A 13921-nucleotide genomic window follows, 5' to 3' on the forward strand; every position below is an offset into this window, starting at 1 on the left:
TGTTTAGCCCGGAGACATAGCTTACACCTGTTCGGAGACATGGTTGACACTTTTGGGGTTACGCAGATCGATCGTTTCGATCTGATGAGCGGCAAAGAATATTCCGAATTTTCCGTCGGCACTGAGCTGGCGAATGGCGAGCCTCTCACCACGGAAGGCTTGCGGGACTTTCCAGAGCCGTCCCTTGAAGCTGACATAGGCCTTGGTGGTGGAGACGGAACGGACGATCTCGCCGTCGTCGTACTCCACCGTTGGAAGGCGGTTCGGCATAGGGCGCTGGCTCGGTCGATAACGGCTCGCGGGCACATCGAAGCCCAATGCCTCGTGCGGCCGATCGAGATTGTAGACGTTGCGCCATTGGTCGAACGCCCGCTGGACATCGGCAAGGTCGCGGTAGCGCTTGAAGGCGAAGACCTCGGCCTTCAGGCTGCGGTGGAACCGTTCGTTCTTGCCTCGGCTCTGGGGATGATAGGGCCGGCTGTGGATCGTGCGGATGCCGAGCTTGAGAAGCCACACCGTCAGCGTGGTCCAGGGGTCTTCGAGGGTGAAGCCCCAGGGGCCGCCATTGTCGACGAACATCGCATCCGGCAGTCCGTAGCGGCGGAACGTCGTCTCGAGATGGCCTCGTACCGTCGAGCCTCGTTCGTTGTCACAGGCTGCCAGGCACAAGGCAAAGCGCGAGTGATCGTCCAGCGTCGTCAGTGGATGGCAGGACACGCCGTTCTCCAAGGCACTGTGTCCCTTGAAGTCCATTTGCCAAAGTTGATTGGGCTTATCCTTCTCGAAGCGCGTATACGGCTGTCCAGGCGTGCCCGCAGGCTCCTTCACCCGATCATAACGTCGCAAAATCTCGTGCACGGTCGATATCGCCGGAACGGCCTGCCGGTTGCGCTTGAGACGATGCGCGAGTTTGCGCGCTCCCCAGGCCGGGTGAGCATCGCGCAGTTCGACGATCTGTTGCTCGATCGCAGCAGCTGTACGCTCCGGACTGTGATGAGGTCGTCGCGATCGGTCCGCCAATGTCGTATCGCCTGCATCGTACCGCTGGATCCACTTGTAGCCCGTCGGAGCGCTGATGCCGAACTGCCGGCACAGCTGCCGCAGGTTCGCTCCCTCCTGCTTGGCAAGCACCACAAACTCCCGCCTTTGATCCATGACTGACACCTCTCGCCACGGCATCGTTCGCCCCCTTGTTTGACGAATCGAGCCGATTTTGACGTGTCAACCATGTCCCCGAACACCTGTCAGTCATGTCTCCGGGCTAAACACTGCGCCCGCAATGACGACGGAGAGGCCGTGGCCTGCGCCTTCCGGACATGCTGTAGTCTCACCGGCCGACTCAGGCCTTTCCCGGGACACCACATCGATGCCGCAAGACCCTCGCGCCAAAAGCTCATGGCCGCTGTTTCGATCGCTCGCGTCCTATGCCCTGCCCGGCGATCTCATGGCGGGACTGACGCTCGCGGCGATCGCCATCCCCGAGCAGATGGCGACCGCGCGGCTCGGCGGCTTTGCGCCGCAGATCGGCTTCTTCGCCTTCATGGCCGGCTCGCTCGGATTTGCGCTGCTCGGCGGCAATCGCTTCCTGTCCTGCGGCGCCGATTCCACGATCACGCCGATTTTTGCCGGCGGGCTCGCGGCGCTCGCCACGACAGGTTCGCCTGAATATCAGGTCCTTGCCATCGCGCTGGCCTTGATGGTCGGCGCGATGATGCTCGCCGGCGGTGCGTTCCGGCTCGGCGGCATCGCCAATCTCTTGTCGATGCCTGTCATGGTCGGCTTCCTCGCCGGCATCTCCGTCCACATCATCGTGTCGCAATTGCCTGGCGTGCTCGGACTGGACTCGCCTGGTGGTCCGACGCTCGACCGCATCGGTGTGCTCGCGAGCGAGATCGGGCGCACCAATCCCATCACGTTCTGCATCGGCCTCGGCGTGCTCGCCGTGGTCTTCATCTCCGAGAACGTCAGCGCAAAAATTCCCGGCGCGCTGATCGGCCTCGTCGGCGCGACGCTGGCCACCGTCGCGCTCGGTCTCGAGAGCAAGGGCGTCAACGTGGTCGGCACAGTGCCGGGCACGCTGCCACGGCCGACCTTGCCCGACCTCGCACCGGAACTGTGGGTACGTCTCGTGCCGCTCGCCTTCGTCATCACAGTTGTTGTGATGGTGCAGACGGCGGCGACGACGCGGTCGTTTCCGTCCGATCCCGATAAGCCCGCCGATGTTGATCGCGACTTTCTTGGCGCAGGCGCCGGCAGCGTGCTGTCAGGCCTGTTCGGCGCCTTTCCGGTCAATGCCAGCCCGCCGCGCACCGGCATCGTCGCCGAAACCGGCGGACAATCGCAGCTCGCAGGCCTTGCCGCGGCGGCGATCGTGCTGGCGCTGCTCGCATTCGGCACCGGATTGTTGCGACACGTTCCGGACGCTGCGCTTGGCGGCATCCTGCTGTTTGTGGCGCTGCGGATCATCCGCGTGCAACAGATCGTGACGATCTATCGCCAGTCGTTCAGCGAGTTCCTGCTGATCGTGGCCACCGCCGCGTTGATCATCGTGCTGCCGATCCAGCAGGGCGCCTTTCTCGGCATCGTGCTGTCGCTGCTGCACGGCATCTGGAGCACGACGCGCGCGAGACTGGTGGAGTTCGAACGCGTGCCGGGCACCACGATCTGGTGGCCGGCGCATCCGCACATCACCGGCGAGCGTGTCGCGGGTGTCGCCGTGATCGGGCTCCAGGCGCCGCTGTCCTTTCTCAACGCCCCGGGCTTCCGCAGCGACGTGACCAAGGTTTTGGGCACGTCGGCACCGCAATTGCTGGTGCTGGAGGCGAGCGGCATGGTCGAGATCGACTTTACTGCGGCGCAGATCCTGCTCGACGTCTTCAAGGTGTGCAACGCGCAAGGCGTCACGGTCGCGGTGGCACGGCTGGAATCGCTGCGCGCGCAGGAGGCGTTCGAGCGCTTCGAATTGTACGGTGCCCTGCCGAAGGAGCACGTCTTCCACAGCGTGGATGAGGCCGTGCACAAGCTGGCGAAATAATCACTGCACCAAGGTGGGATGATCCCGCTGCGCCGCCTCGCGGATCCAGCTGGTGTGGATCGCGCGGAACAGGATCTGCGCGGTCTTGAGATCGTTCGCCGTCATGCACAGATTGACGATCCGATGCACGGCGTCGTCGCGCATCAGGCCGTCGGAGATCTTCATGGCGATCTCCATTGCCGCCTTCGCCGCGCGCTCATAACGAGCATTCTCGCTCTTGTCGTTTCGCGCAGCGGCGATGGCGCTCTGGGCCGCGGCGTCGCAGATGGCGCGGATGCGCGCGGCAGCTTCGATGTCGCCGAGCGGCGATTCGATCGCTTCGTCCCAGATGTCCGCCCGCTTCTGCCTCGCGAACCACTTCATCGCCTCACCGCCGATTGACCGCGCTTCAGGCTCACTCAGCATAGAGAGCCCAACCGGGATCGGCGAGGCGATTTTTGCGGTACAGTTTCTCGGGCGCGTTCAGGACGTCCGACGCGGTCCGATGGCCTCGAACTGCGCCTTCTGCTCGTCACTGAGCGTGCCGTAGAAATCCTCCAGCGCGGCGCGAACCGACTTGACGCCGTCCAGCATGACATCGAGCCGCTTGCGGACCGCTGCCATGCGCGCCGGTGGCGTCATCACGTCGGCCGGCTGGCACGCCGCCTTCAGCGATGCGCTGGCCCTGGCGCTCGTGTCCTGGAGCACTTGCAGCGCGGCGCGCTGGGTGTCGCTCGGACGAAGCCTCGCCTCGATGTCGGCACCGGGCCAATCGAGCGCGGCGGGCGTACCGCAATTCTGGATCAGCGACGTCCCGGCACTGCCGGAATCCGTCGCGCGCCGCTGGTTTTCGGCGAGCGCGTTGAAGCGCAGCTTCTGTTCGTCGGTCAGCGAGCCGTAGAATTTATCGAGCGCGGGCTGCACGAGATCGACGGCCTTCTCCATCGCCTCGATGCGCTGCTGCATCGCCGCCAGCCGGCCGGGTGCCGTCGCCGCGACCTGCGTCGGGCAGGAGGCGCGGATGATCCCGGCCGCATCGATCGAGGCATTGCCGAGCTCGTCGAGGCTTGCACCTTGCGTTTCGGTCGGCTGTACCGCGGCGGCAATCTGGTCGATCGGCAGACCGACGATCTCGCGGCGATCGCTGCCGCAAAGCTGATCCAGCGCCACACCACGCGCTTGCCGGCGACCCTGCGGCCGCGACGGCAGATAGGCTGACAAACCGTCATAGCCATAGGGCGCGAACAGGCCGGCATAGATGTCCGGATAGCCGTAGCCCCAGAAACCGAGACCGTCGCCCCAGATCGTGTAGTCGTAGAGATCGTTGTAGGCGAACGGCCAGAACAGCGGTCCGACCCAGCCGTAACCGCCTCCTGGATGTTGCCACCATCCGCTGCTTGCACCATGCCAGCCGGCAAGCGCCGCCGCCGCTGCGATCTGGGCGCGCGCCGCGGGATTGCTGATCAGCCGACCGTTGCGGAAAGCACTGGAATGCAGATTGAGTGCACTGCGGAAATGCGCCGGGCCGACGGCCGCATTGCGAATCCGACCGAAGTTCGGACCGCCATGTCGCGCGCCCGCCGCAAAGCGGGGTCCGCCATGATGCCCGCCACCATGCGCGTGCCCACCACCATGACCACCACCATGATGACCACCACCATGTCCGCCGCCATGAAAATGGCCACCGCCATGCCCGCCGCCGTGACCACCACCGCCGTGACCACCACCGCCATGGCCGCCTCCGCCTTTACCCAGAGCCGTGCCCGCCAGCACGCAGGCAAGCGCCGCAGCGGCGAGTCCAATGACCGGTCGCAACATCGCATCCTCCGAAAGAAGCCGCGCCATGGAGGCATCGGAAATTGTTCGGGAGACGGAACCGGCGTGGCCGCGGAAAGTTCCGCGGGCGCGACAGGCTACGCCTCCGGCACGATCTTGCCGGGGTTGAAGATGTTTTGCGGATCGAGTGCCTTTTTCAGCGCGCGCATCGCATCGAGCGCCTCGGGGCCGAGCTCGGCCTTGAGGTATTTCTGCTTGCCCTGGCCGATGCCATGCTCTCCGGTGCAGGTTCCGTCCATTGCCTGGGCGCGCTCGACCAGGCGATGCATGAACTCCTCGCCGCGCGCCATCTCGTCGGCGTCGTTGGTGTCGCAGACCAGCGAGCAGTGGAAATTGCCGTCGCCGACATGGCCGACGATGGGCGACAGCAGATTGAGACGCTTGAGATCTTCCTCGGTCTCGCTGACGCAATCGGCAAGCCGCGAGATCGGCACGCAGACATCGGTTGCGACCACGCCGATGCTGTCGCCGGGGCGGAGTGCCTTGACGGACCAATAGGCATCGTGGCGCGCCTGCCAAAGTTTCGTGCGATCCTCCGGCTTGGTGGTCCAGGAGAAATCGCCGCCGCCGCAGTCCTTGGCGATCTCGCCGAACGCCTTGGACTGCTCGGCGACCTCGATCTCGCTGCCGTGGAATTCCATCAAGAGCAGCGGCGTCTCCGGCAGCGTCAGCTTCGAATAGGCGTTGCAGGCCTTGACCTGCGCGGCATTGAGCAGCTCGATGCGCGCCACCGGAATGCCGGTCTGGATTGCCAGGATCACGGCCTGACACGCCCCGTGCACGGACACGAACGAGACCGCGCCCGCCGCGATCGTCTCGGGGATGCCGCGCAGACGAATGGTCAGCTCCGAGATGATGCCGAGCGTGCCTTCGGCACCGACGAACAGATGCGTCAGGTCGTAGCCGGCGGACGATTTCTTGGCGCGCGTCCCTGTGGTGATGATCTCGCCGTCGCCGCGCACCACCTTCAGCGCCAGCACGCTGTCGCGCATGGTGCCGTAGCGCACCGCATTGGTGCCTGAGGCACGCGTCGAAGCCATGCCGCCGAGCGAGGCATCGGCGCCGGGATCAATCGGGAAGAACAGGCCCTGGTCGCGTAAGTGCTCGTTGAGCGCCTTGCGGGTGACGCCGGGCTGGATCACGCAATCAAGGTCCTCGGCATGCACCGCGAGCACCTTGTTCATGTCGCGCAGATCGATCGAGATGCCGCCGGCGGGCGCGTTGACCTGACCTTCGAGCGAGGTGCCGGTGCCGAAGGGAATGACGGGCACGCCGTTCCTTGCGCAGATCCGCACCACGTCCTGGATGTCGGCGGTCTCCTGCGCCATCACCACGCCGTCGGGCGGCTGGTTGACGATCCATGTGGTGGTGTGGCCGTGCTGCTCGCGGACGGCCTGCGAGGTGATGAGGCGGTTGCCGAAGCGTGCGGCAAGCTGCTCCAGCGCGCTCGCGAGGGCTTTCGGCTCCGGCCGCGGCGGATTATTGGTGATGGTCGTACCCACGGATCGTCCTCCCGACAGAACAAACCGTGGCAAAGGACATCTGACCGGTCAAGTCAAGCGACCGGACGCATAGCCAGGGAATGAGACATGCCGGAGAGTGCCGCTTCGAAGCCCGCCGAGCCGTTCAGAAGCTCGATCATGCAGATCGAGCCGCAATGGATCGACTATAACGGCCATCTCAACATGGCCTATTACAACGTGATGTTCGACCGGGCGATCGATGAGTTCTGGCTCGAGCTCGGGATTGGTCCGGTCTACAAGAACGAGCGCCACGGCTCGACCTTCACCGCCGAATGCCATGTGCGCTATTTGCGCGAGATCCATCTCGGCGATCCCGTGCAGATCCTGGTGTGGCTGCTGGCCGCCGACGACAAGCGGCTACATACGTTCGAGGAGATGAGGCATGGGACGGAGGGCTGGCTGTCGGCCACCTCCGAGAACATGTCGCTGCACATGGACATGAAGGCGCGGCGCGTTGCGCCGTTTCCGCCCGACATCCAGCAGCGCATCGCGGGCATTGGCAGGACCCATAGCGCCCTGGCGCAGCCCGAGGGCATCGGCCGCAGCGTGGCGATGCCAGTCAAACGCTGATGCCCGGCGCTTGCCTCACCTCTCCCAGCGGCGAGAGGTGAAGGGCGCTAGATCCTGCGGCCGCGGGCCAATCCGACCACGGCCGAGACCAGGAACAGGACGACCGCGATGAAGAAGATGATCTTGGCGATCTCGACCGAGGCGCCGGCGATGCCGCCGAAGCCCAGGATGCCGGCGATCAGTGCGATAACCAGAAACGTCACAACCCAGCCTAGCATGGTCAAACCCTCGTCTTGATGTCTGTCGGCGATCGCCGCGGCTGCCCGCGCCACCTATCCAGACAATCTCGACGCGGGAACGATGGTTCCGGCACGCATAACGGCGAAATTCGCAGCTCGCGCTGGAACAAATCGGGCCGCCGTGCACGTGGAAAACCTCTCCCCGCCGCCCCATATAGGCGCTAATCCCTGTTAAGAAGGCTCCCTCCCGTCACCCCGCGGTGCCATCGTGGGGCCAAATGATTCGCATGACCGAGCCGAGCAAGATCACAGGCGTACCCGACCACCAGCCCGCAGCCGGCGGCATCGCCGCGCGTGCTCGCGCCTCGGTGGGCCCGAAATACCTCACCGGACTCAATCCGGAGCAGCGCGAAGCTGTCGAAACGCTGGACGGCCCGGTCCTGGTGCTGGCCGGTGCCGGCACCGGCAAGACGCGCGTGCTGACCACGCGCATCGCCCATATCCTGAGCCAGGGCCGCGCCCGCCCCGCCGAGATCCTGTCGGTGACCTTCACCAACAAGGCCGCGCGCGAGATGAAGCACCGGCTCGGCCAGATGCTCGGCCACGCCGTCGAAGGCATGCCGTGGCTCGGCACCTTCCACTCCATCGGCGGCCGCATCCTGCGCTTCCATGCCGAGCTGGCGCAGCTCAAGTCGAACTTCACCGTGCTCGATGTCGACGACCAGGTGCGGCTGCTCAAGCAACTGCTGCAGGCCGAGAAAATCGACGACAAGCGCTGGCCGGCGCGGATGCTCGCCGGCCTGATCGACGGCTGGAAGAACCGCGGCCTGATGCCGTCACAGGTGCCCTCGGGCGAGGCCGCGATGTTCGCCAACGGCAAGGGCGGCAAGCTCTATACGAGCTACCAGGAGCGGCTGAAGATCCTGAACGCCGCCGATTTCGGCGATCTGCTGCTGGAAAACATCCGCATCTTCCGCGAGCACCCGGATATCCTGCGGCAGTATCAGCAGCGCTTCAAATTCATCCTGGTCGACGAGTATCAGGACACCAACGTGGCGCAATATCTGTGGCTGCGGCTGCTGTCGCAAGCGCCGGGGGCGGCGAAGCCCACCACTCCCGCCGTCATTCCGGGGCAGGCCGAAGGCCTGAACCCGGAATCCGGAGATGAGTCCTCGGCTGGAGATTCCGGGTCTGCGCCTCCGGCGCATCCCGGAATGACGGTGGCTCCCTCAGGCCCCACCAAAAACATCTGCTGCGTCGGCGACGACGACCAGTCGATCTATGGCTGGCGGGGTGCCGAGGTCGACAACATCCTGCGCTTCGAGCACGATTTTCCGGGCGCAAAAGTCATTCGCCTCGAGCGCAATTACCGCTCCACCGGCCACATCCTCGCCGCCGCCTCGCATCTGATCGCGCACAATGAAGGCCGGCTCGGCAAGACGCTGCGCACCGAGGACGTCGAGGGCGAGAAGGTCACGGTGACGGGCTCGTGGGATTCCGAAGAGGAAGCCCGCGGCATCGGCGAGGAGATCGAGCAGCTGCAGCGCCAGGGCGAGAAGCTCAACGAGATCGCGATCCTCGTGCGCGCGTCCTACCAGATGCGCGAATTCGAAGACCGCTTCGTCACGCTCGGCCTGCCCTATCGCGTCATCGGCGGCCCGCGCTTCTACGAGCGTGCCGAGATCCGCGATGCGCTGGCGTACCTGCGCGTTATCAATTCGCCGGCCGACGATCTCGCCTTCGAGCGCATCGTCAACGTGCCCAAGCGCGGTCTTGGCGATGCCACCATCCAGTTGCTGCACGATCACGCCCGCAAGCGGCGGATTCCGCTGTTCGAAGCGGCGCGCGCCGTGGTCGAAACCGACGAGCTGAAGCCGAAGGCGCGCGGATCCCTGCGCGACGTCGTCGCCCAGTTCGATCGCTGGCGCGCCCAGCGCGAGGTCACCGCGCATACGGACCTCGCCCAGATCGTGCTCGACGAGAGCGGCTACACCGAGATGTGGCAGAAGGACCGTTCGGCCGATGCCGCGGGCCGGCTGGAGAACCTCAAAGAGCTGGTGCGCTCGATGGAGGAGTTCGAGAACCTGCAAGGCTTCCTCGAGCACATCTCGCTGGTGATGGACCGCGAGGGCGGCGCCGAGGACGATGCCGTGTCGCTGATGACGCTGCACTCGGCCAAGGGCCTCGAATTCGACAACGTGTTCCTGCCCGGTTGGGAAGAAGGCCTGTTCCCGAGCCAGCGCACGCTGGACGAACAGGGCCGCGCGGGACTTGAGGAAGAGCGCCGGCTCGGCCATGTCGGCCTGACCCGTGCCCGCCGCCGCGCCATGATCTATTTCGCGACCAACCGGCGCATCCATGGCACCTGGTCCACCACGATCCCGTCGCGCTTCCTCGACGAATTGCCGGCGGCCAATGTCGAGATCACGGAATCCAAGGGCGGCTCGGCCTGGGGCGGCACCGGCGGCTACGGCGCCTCGCGCTTCGACGACATGGAGGCGTTTGGATCAAGCTACACCACGCCGGGCTGGCAGCGCGCCCAGGCCAACCGAGAAGGCAACCGCAATCGTGGCGGCGGTCGAAGCGGCAGCTTCGAGGAGGAAGCCGCGACATTCTCCACGTCGTCGTCTTCAGGCCCCGATTTCGGCAGCTTCTCCTCGCGTCGCCGCGGTCCCCTGACGATCGAAGGCGAGCTGGTCGCGAAATCCACCGGCACGACCTCGGAATTCTCGCTGTCCGACCGCGTCTTCCACCAGAAATTCGGCTACGGCCGCGTCACCAAGATCGACGGCAACAAGCTCACCATCGCCTTCGACAAGGCCGGCGAGAAGAAGGTCGTGGACAGTTTTGTGCAGCGGGCGTGAGCCTGCATGCCTCGGTACGTTGCCATCATCGAAGACAATGGCCCTGATGACGTCAGCCTGTGGTTTCCCGACCTGCCCGGCTGCATCTCCGGCGGCGACGACGTCGAGGAGGCGCTGGAGAGCGCGCCCGACGCGATCACGTTCTATGCGGAGGAGCTGATCGAGAACGGCCGCGAGCTTCCTCCGCCCAGGACATTGGACGAGCTGAAGGCCGCCCCGGAATTTGCCGAGGCGATCCGGAACCACACGGCCGTCCTGATCGAGTGGCCACCCCTCGCTGCGGAGTGAGGACTGTTCGCCGCACTCGCCGGGCTCCTGACAGTTCGGGGGCGATCAGCCCTTGACCATGGCGAACTTCCCCGTATCAGATGCAATCATGGTCCGGGGCTTCGTCACATCAGTCGTGCTTGCATTGGGGATGCCGTCGCTCGCGACGGCGGAGACCATGAGCTTTGGCGATTCGATCGGGCTGCTGGCCAGGAGCTGCGGCGCGGAAATCGTCGCCAATTGCCGCGGCGTCAATCCTGATTCCACGCGCCTGAAGGAGTGTCTGTCCCGCAACCGGGACGTGCTCTCCCAACAGTGCCTGAGCGACTACCTCACCGCGTTCGACGCCATCCAGAAGCGCGTCGCCGCCCGCGTCACCGTGGCGAACGCCTGCCAGCGCGAGATCGTCAAGGTCTGCGGCGGCTCGACCAAGGAGACCAGCAAGTCGATCCCCTGCCTGGTCTCGACGCCTAAGGGCATCAGCAACAACTGCCTGAAGGCCGTCGACGAGGCGGGGTATCGATGATGCGCGCAACCGGGCACATCGCCGCGGGCATCGGCATCGCGTTGGGCCTCGCGCTGCTCGCCGGCGCAGCCTTTGCACAGACTGCGCCGACCCGCGACGATATCGTCGGCAAGCTCAATCATTTCGAGGAGACCCCTGAGGTCGACTTCCCCGCGCTGAAGCAGCAGGTGATGGAGCGGGCCAAGGCCAGGATCAAGAACGATCCGGGTCCGGTGAACCGGCCGCCGATCGCGCCTGACCTCGCCAAGCTGCCCGCCTTCAATGCGCAGATCCAGTTCGACGCCGACACGCCGATCATCCAGCCGGAATCCTACCAGACCGTCGGCCGGATCGCCGACGCGCTGGTTCACGCCTCGCTGCTGCCCTATACGTTCCTGATCGTCGGCCACGTCGAATCCAATTCGAAGACGCGCGAGGCCAACGCGATCCTGAGCCAGCGCCGGGCCGATGCAATCCGCGACGTACTGGTGAACACGTTCAAGATTTCGACCAAGCGGCTGCAGCCGATCGGTCTCGGCGAGGAGCAGTTCCTCGACCGTGCCAAGCCGACCTCACCCGTCAACGGCCAGTTGCAAATCCTGACCTTTGCCAAAGTGCCCGAAGAAGCGCCCGCGCATCCCGCAACAGCCCCTGCGCCTGCGGCGAAAAAGCCCGCCAAGAAGCATTAAGCGTGCAGACTTCGCGGCCAACGGAACCCCTTGAAGTTCTGATTATTTTGTGACCTGTCTCACAGCGCGACAACAAGGCCTTGCGCGACAATAGTGCCGGTTTGTGCGCTGCCCTCCCAGGTGCTATAGGCTGTTTTCGCCCTTCCCGACCCCGTGCTGCATGAGACCAAGATGGGTGGCTTGTTTCAACGCCAACTTGCCGTTTATGTCGAGTACCATCGCGATCCCCGGAACACGGCGATGCATGTGGTGGGCATCCTCCTGCTGTTCACCGGCGCGGTGATGCCGCTGACGCTGGTGAAGGTCCCGCTGTTCGGGTCCGAGGTTAGCCTGGCGGTGCTCCTGGCCTTGCCGGTTCTGATCTACTGGCTGCTGCTCGATGTGGCGCTCGGGGCCGGCATTCTGGCCGTCTCCATCGTGCTGTTCTCGATCGCATCGACCATTGCGGCGCAAGTGAGCACCGTGACGATGTGGGCGGTCTTCGCCGCCCTGGTCGTGCTCGGCCTCGCCGCGCAGACCATCGGCCACAAGGTTTTTGAGGGGCGCGAAGCCTCGTTATTCACGTTTCCGTCGCATTTGTTGCTGGGACCGATGTTTGTCATGGCAAAATTGTTCATTGCACTGGGCTTCCGTCGCGACCTTGCCGCGATTCTGGCGCCTCTTCCGGCCAACTCCCTTTCAACCCGATAACTTTCTCAAGCGGAACAGCAAAACCTACTTCATGGCTCTCGTACTGGTTACCGGTGGCAGCGGTTTCATCGGACAGCATCTGGTCGAAGCGCTCCGCGCCCGTGGGCAGCGGGTGCGTGTGCTCGATGTCCGCCCGCCGGCGACCGCGAATGCGGACGTCGAGTATGTGCCCGGCTCGGTGCTCGACGCTGCGACAGTCGATGCTGCGGTTTCCGGGGTAGATCGGGTCTATCACCTTGCCGGCCTGCCCGGCATGTGGGTCGCCAACAAGCAGGACTTCCACGACGTCAATTTCCGCGGCACCGAGGTCGTGCTTGCGGCTGCGATGAAGCGCAACGTCTCGCGCTTCCTGCATTGCTCGACGGAATCGATCCTGTTCCCCTACGCCAACCTCAACGGCGTGGCCGCCGAGGAAGCCTTGCAGCCGGCCGACGCAATGCCCGGCGCCTATACGCGTTCGAAATCGCTCGCGGAGCATCACGCGGCGAAGGCCGCGGCCAGCGGCTTCCCGCTCGTGATCGGCACTCCGACCATGCCGATCGGCGCTGCCGACCACAATCTGACGCCGCCGACGGCGATGCTGTGGTACTTCCTGCAGAAGAAGGTGCAGCCGCATCTCGACTTCCTGGTCAATCTCGTCGACGTCCGCGACGTCGCCATGGGCCTGGTGCTGACGATGGAGCGTGGCCGCATCGGCCAGCGCTACATCCTCGGCGGCGATTGCGTCAGGCTCGGGCAGATCCTGCGAATGATGTCGGCGATGAGCGGTCGGCGGCATCTTCCGATCGTCGTTCCCGGCAAGATCGCCGAACTCTCCGCGATCTTGCTCGAGAAGATATCTGATCACATCACGCATCGTCCGCCCAACGGCACCGCCGAGGGCGTGCGCATCGCGCTTGCCGCGAGCGACCTTTCGATCGGCAAGGCCCGTGACGAGCTGGGCTATGCGCCGCGCCCGATCGAGCCGGTGCTGCGCGAAACCATCACCCATCTGCTCGCCCGCGGCGGCCAGGCCGCCTCCGATGCCATCGAGCATCACGCGCTCTCCTCGCGCGCGAGCTGATCTGCTCCCCAACCCAAAGAACCTTCCTTATGTCCTTCGATTCCAACAAGCTTCTGTCGATCGCCTGGGGTGGCTGGACCACGACCTGGCCGACCGAACTCCTGGCCCTGATCTGGCTCGCCTTTCTCACCAGCTGGGTGGGCGCCTCGTTCTGGCAGGGGCGGACCAAGAAGCAGGTCATGACGCTGGAGTCGCAGCGCTATCGCCTGCCGATCCTGGTCGGCGGCATCCTGTACACGCCCTTCATTGCCGAGGTGATGGGCTGGAAGCCGCTCTGGGTGCTGGGCAACACCGGCATCACCATCGCCGCGGTCCTCTCCATCGCCGGCATCGCCTTCGCCTGGTGGGGACGGCTGCATCTCGGAAAGTTCTGGTCCAACACCATCACCCACAAGGAAGATCACCGCGTCATCGACACCGGGCCCTACGGCATCGTGCGCCATCCGATCTACACCGGGCTGATCTTCGGCATGCTGGTGACCGGCGTTGCGATCGGCCTGGTGACGACGATCCTCGGCGCCATCCTGATCTCGCTCGGCATGTGGCAGAAGGGCCGGATGGAAGAGGTGTTCCTGTCGAAGGAGCTCGGCGAGGACGCCTACGGCGCCTATTGCCGCCGCGTGCCCATGATCATCCCGTTCACGTCGCCGCGGTGAGAGCGTGCATCACTGCTAATCCGTCATCCTGAGTTGCGAGGTTCGCGATGCGCATGCATCGCGAGC

At 64.9% G+C, this 13921-nt stretch carries 14 protein-coding genes; 9 read left to right on the forward strand and 5 right to left on the reverse strand.

Annotated elements, in window-relative coordinates; genetic code table 11:
• Positions 1-21 precede the first annotated feature (21 nt).
• The gene (locus tag AOQ71_RS14055; protein ID WP_083513846.1) at positions 22-1179 is read right to left on the reverse strand and encodes an IS481 family transposase; all 1158 of its coding nucleotides are present in this window, start codon (positions 1177-1179) and stop codon (positions 22-24) included.
• A 187-nt stretch (positions 1180-1366) separates the two neighbouring features.
• Between AOQ71_RS14055 and AOQ71_RS14060 the strand changes: the two genes are divergently transcribed.
• Positions 1367-3034, forward strand: a complete 1668-nt coding sequence (locus tag AOQ71_RS14060; RefSeq protein ID WP_057747283.1) for a SulP family inorganic anion transporter — start codon at positions 1367-1369, stop codon at positions 3032-3034.
• Here AOQ71_RS14060 and AOQ71_RS14065 read toward each other — a convergent pair whose 3' ends face one another.
• The 3 genes from AOQ71_RS14065 to AOQ71_RS14075 all read right to left on the reverse strand — a co-directional run bounded on the left by AOQ71_RS14065 (position 3035) and on the right by AOQ71_RS14075 (position 6351).
• A complete protein-coding gene (locus AOQ71_RS14065) occupies positions 3035-3397 on the reverse strand; it encodes a hypothetical protein (protein WP_057747305.1) in 363 nt (120 codons plus the stop codon). It lies immediately after the preceding gene.
• A gap of 99 nt (positions 3398-3496) precedes the next feature.
• Positions 3497-4831, reverse strand: a complete 1335-nt coding sequence (locus AOQ71_RS14070; RefSeq protein ID WP_057747306.1) for a Spy/CpxP family protein refolding chaperone — start codon at positions 4829-4831, stop codon at positions 3497-3499.
• A gap of 95 nt (positions 4832-4926) precedes the next feature.
• Positions 4927-6351, reverse strand: coding sequence for an FAD-binding oxidoreductase (locus AOQ71_RS14075; protein WP_057747284.1), 1425 nt, complete (start codon positions 6349-6351; stop codon positions 4927-4929).
• 87 nt (positions 6352-6438) lie between these two features.
• Between AOQ71_RS14075 and AOQ71_RS14080 the strand changes: the two genes are divergently transcribed.
• A complete protein-coding gene (locus tag AOQ71_RS14080; RefSeq protein ID WP_057747285.1) occupies positions 6439-6942 on the forward strand; it encodes a thioesterase family protein in 504 nt (167 codons plus the stop codon).
• A gap of 47 nt (positions 6943-6989) precedes the next feature.
• Here the strand turns inward: AOQ71_RS14080 and AOQ71_RS14085 are convergent, their stop codons facing one another.
• Positions 6990-7160 (reverse strand): DUF1328 domain-containing protein, encoded by a 171-nt coding sequence (locus tag AOQ71_RS14085; RefSeq protein ID WP_027529527.1) that lies wholly within the window; start codon positions 7158-7160, stop codon positions 6990-6992.
• 239 nt (positions 7161-7399) lie between these two features.
• Between AOQ71_RS14085 and AOQ71_RS14090 the strand changes: the two genes are divergently transcribed.
• The 7 genes from AOQ71_RS14090 to AOQ71_RS14120 all read left to right on the forward strand — a co-directional run bounded on the left by AOQ71_RS14090 (position 7400) and on the right by AOQ71_RS14120 (position 13855).
• Positions 7400-9985, forward strand: a complete 2586-nt coding sequence (locus tag AOQ71_RS14090; protein WP_057747287.1) for an ATP-dependent helicase — start codon at positions 7400-7402, stop codon at positions 9983-9985.
• A gap of 6 nt (positions 9986-9991) precedes the next feature.
• On the forward strand, positions 9992-10273 hold the full coding sequence (locus AOQ71_RS14095; RefSeq protein WP_057747288.1) for a type II toxin-antitoxin system HicB family antitoxin: 282 nt from the start codon (positions 9992-9994) through the stop codon (positions 10271-10273).
• Positions 10274-10361: 88 nt separating this feature from the next.
• Positions 10362-10778 (forward strand): hypothetical protein, encoded by a 417-nt coding sequence (locus tag AOQ71_RS14100; protein WP_057747289.1) that lies wholly within the window; start codon positions 10362-10364, stop codon positions 10776-10778.
• Positions 10778-11446, forward strand: a complete 669-nt coding sequence (locus tag AOQ71_RS14105) for an OmpA family protein (protein WP_057747307.1) — start codon at positions 10778-10780, stop codon at positions 11444-11446. Before AOQ71_RS14100 ends, AOQ71_RS14105 begins: the two co-directional genes overlap by 1 nt.
• 171 nt (positions 11447-11617) lie before the next feature.
• Entirely contained in the window at positions 11618-12136 is a 519-nt protein-coding gene (locus AOQ71_RS14110; RefSeq protein ID WP_057747308.1) for an Mpo1 family 2-hydroxy fatty acid dioxygenase, read from the forward strand.
• 31 nt (positions 12137-12167) lie between these two features.
• Complete coding sequence (locus AOQ71_RS14115) at positions 12168-13199, forward strand: NAD-dependent epimerase/dehydratase family protein (RefSeq protein WP_057747290.1); 1032 nt, start codon at positions 12168-12170, stop codon at positions 13197-13199.
• Between the two features lie 29 nt (positions 13200-13228).
• Positions 13229-13855, forward strand: a complete 627-nt coding sequence (locus AOQ71_RS14120; RefSeq protein ID WP_057747291.1) for a methyltransferase family protein — start codon at positions 13229-13231, stop codon at positions 13853-13855.
• The last annotated feature ends 66 nt before the right edge of the window (positions 13856-13921 follow it).

Source organism: Bradyrhizobium manausense (assembly GCF_001440035.1).
GTDB lineage: Bacteria > Pseudomonadota > Alphaproteobacteria > Rhizobiales > Xanthobacteraceae > Bradyrhizobium > Bradyrhizobium manausense.

Coding starts and splice junctions, on each gene's coding strand:
- AOQ71_RS14060 (WP_057747283.1), top strand. CDS start 1,367: ATGCCGCAAGACCCTCGCGCCAAAAGCTCATGGCCGCTGTTTCGATCG.
- AOQ71_RS14090 (WP_057747287.1), top strand. CDS start 7,400: ATGATTCGCATGACCGAGCCGAGCAAGATCACAGGCGTACCCGACCAC.
- AOQ71_RS14085 (WP_027529527.1), bottom strand. CDS start 7,160: ATGCTAGGCTGGGTTGTGACGTTTCTGGTTATCGCACTGATCGCCGGC.
- AOQ71_RS14070 (WP_057747306.1), bottom strand. CDS start 4,831: ATGTTGCGACCGGTCATTGGACTCGCCGCTGCGGCGCTTGCCTGCGTG.
- AOQ71_RS14095 (WP_057747288.1), top strand. CDS start 9,992: ATGCCTCGGTACGTTGCCATCATCGAAGACAATGGCCCTGATGACGTC.
- AOQ71_RS14080 (WP_057747285.1), top strand. CDS start 6,439: ATGCCGGAGAGTGCCGCTTCGAAGCCCGCCGAGCCGTTCAGAAGCTCG.
- AOQ71_RS14100 (WP_057747289.1), top strand. CDS start 10,362: ATGGTCCGGGGCTTCGTCACATCAGTCGTGCTTGCATTGGGGATGCCG.
- AOQ71_RS14115 (WP_057747290.1), top strand. CDS start 12,168: ATGGCTCTCGTACTGGTTACCGGTGGCAGCGGTTTCATCGGACAGCAT.
- AOQ71_RS14120 (WP_057747291.1), top strand. CDS start 13,229: ATGTCCTTCGATTCCAACAAGCTTCTGTCGATCGCCTGGGGTGGCTGG.
- AOQ71_RS14065 (WP_057747305.1), bottom strand. CDS start 3,397: ATGAAGTGGTTCGCGAGGCAGAAGCGGGCGGACATCTGGGACGAAGCG.
- AOQ71_RS14105 (WP_057747307.1), top strand. CDS start 10,778: ATGCGCGCAACCGGGCACATCGCCGCGGGCATCGGCATCGCGTTGGGC.
- AOQ71_RS14110 (WP_057747308.1), top strand. CDS start 11,618: ATGGGTGGCTTGTTTCAACGCCAACTTGCCGTTTATGTCGAGTACCAT.
- AOQ71_RS14055 (WP_083513846.1), bottom strand. CDS start 1,179: ATGCCGTGGCGAGAGGTGTCAGTCATGGATCAAAGGCGGGAGTTTGTG.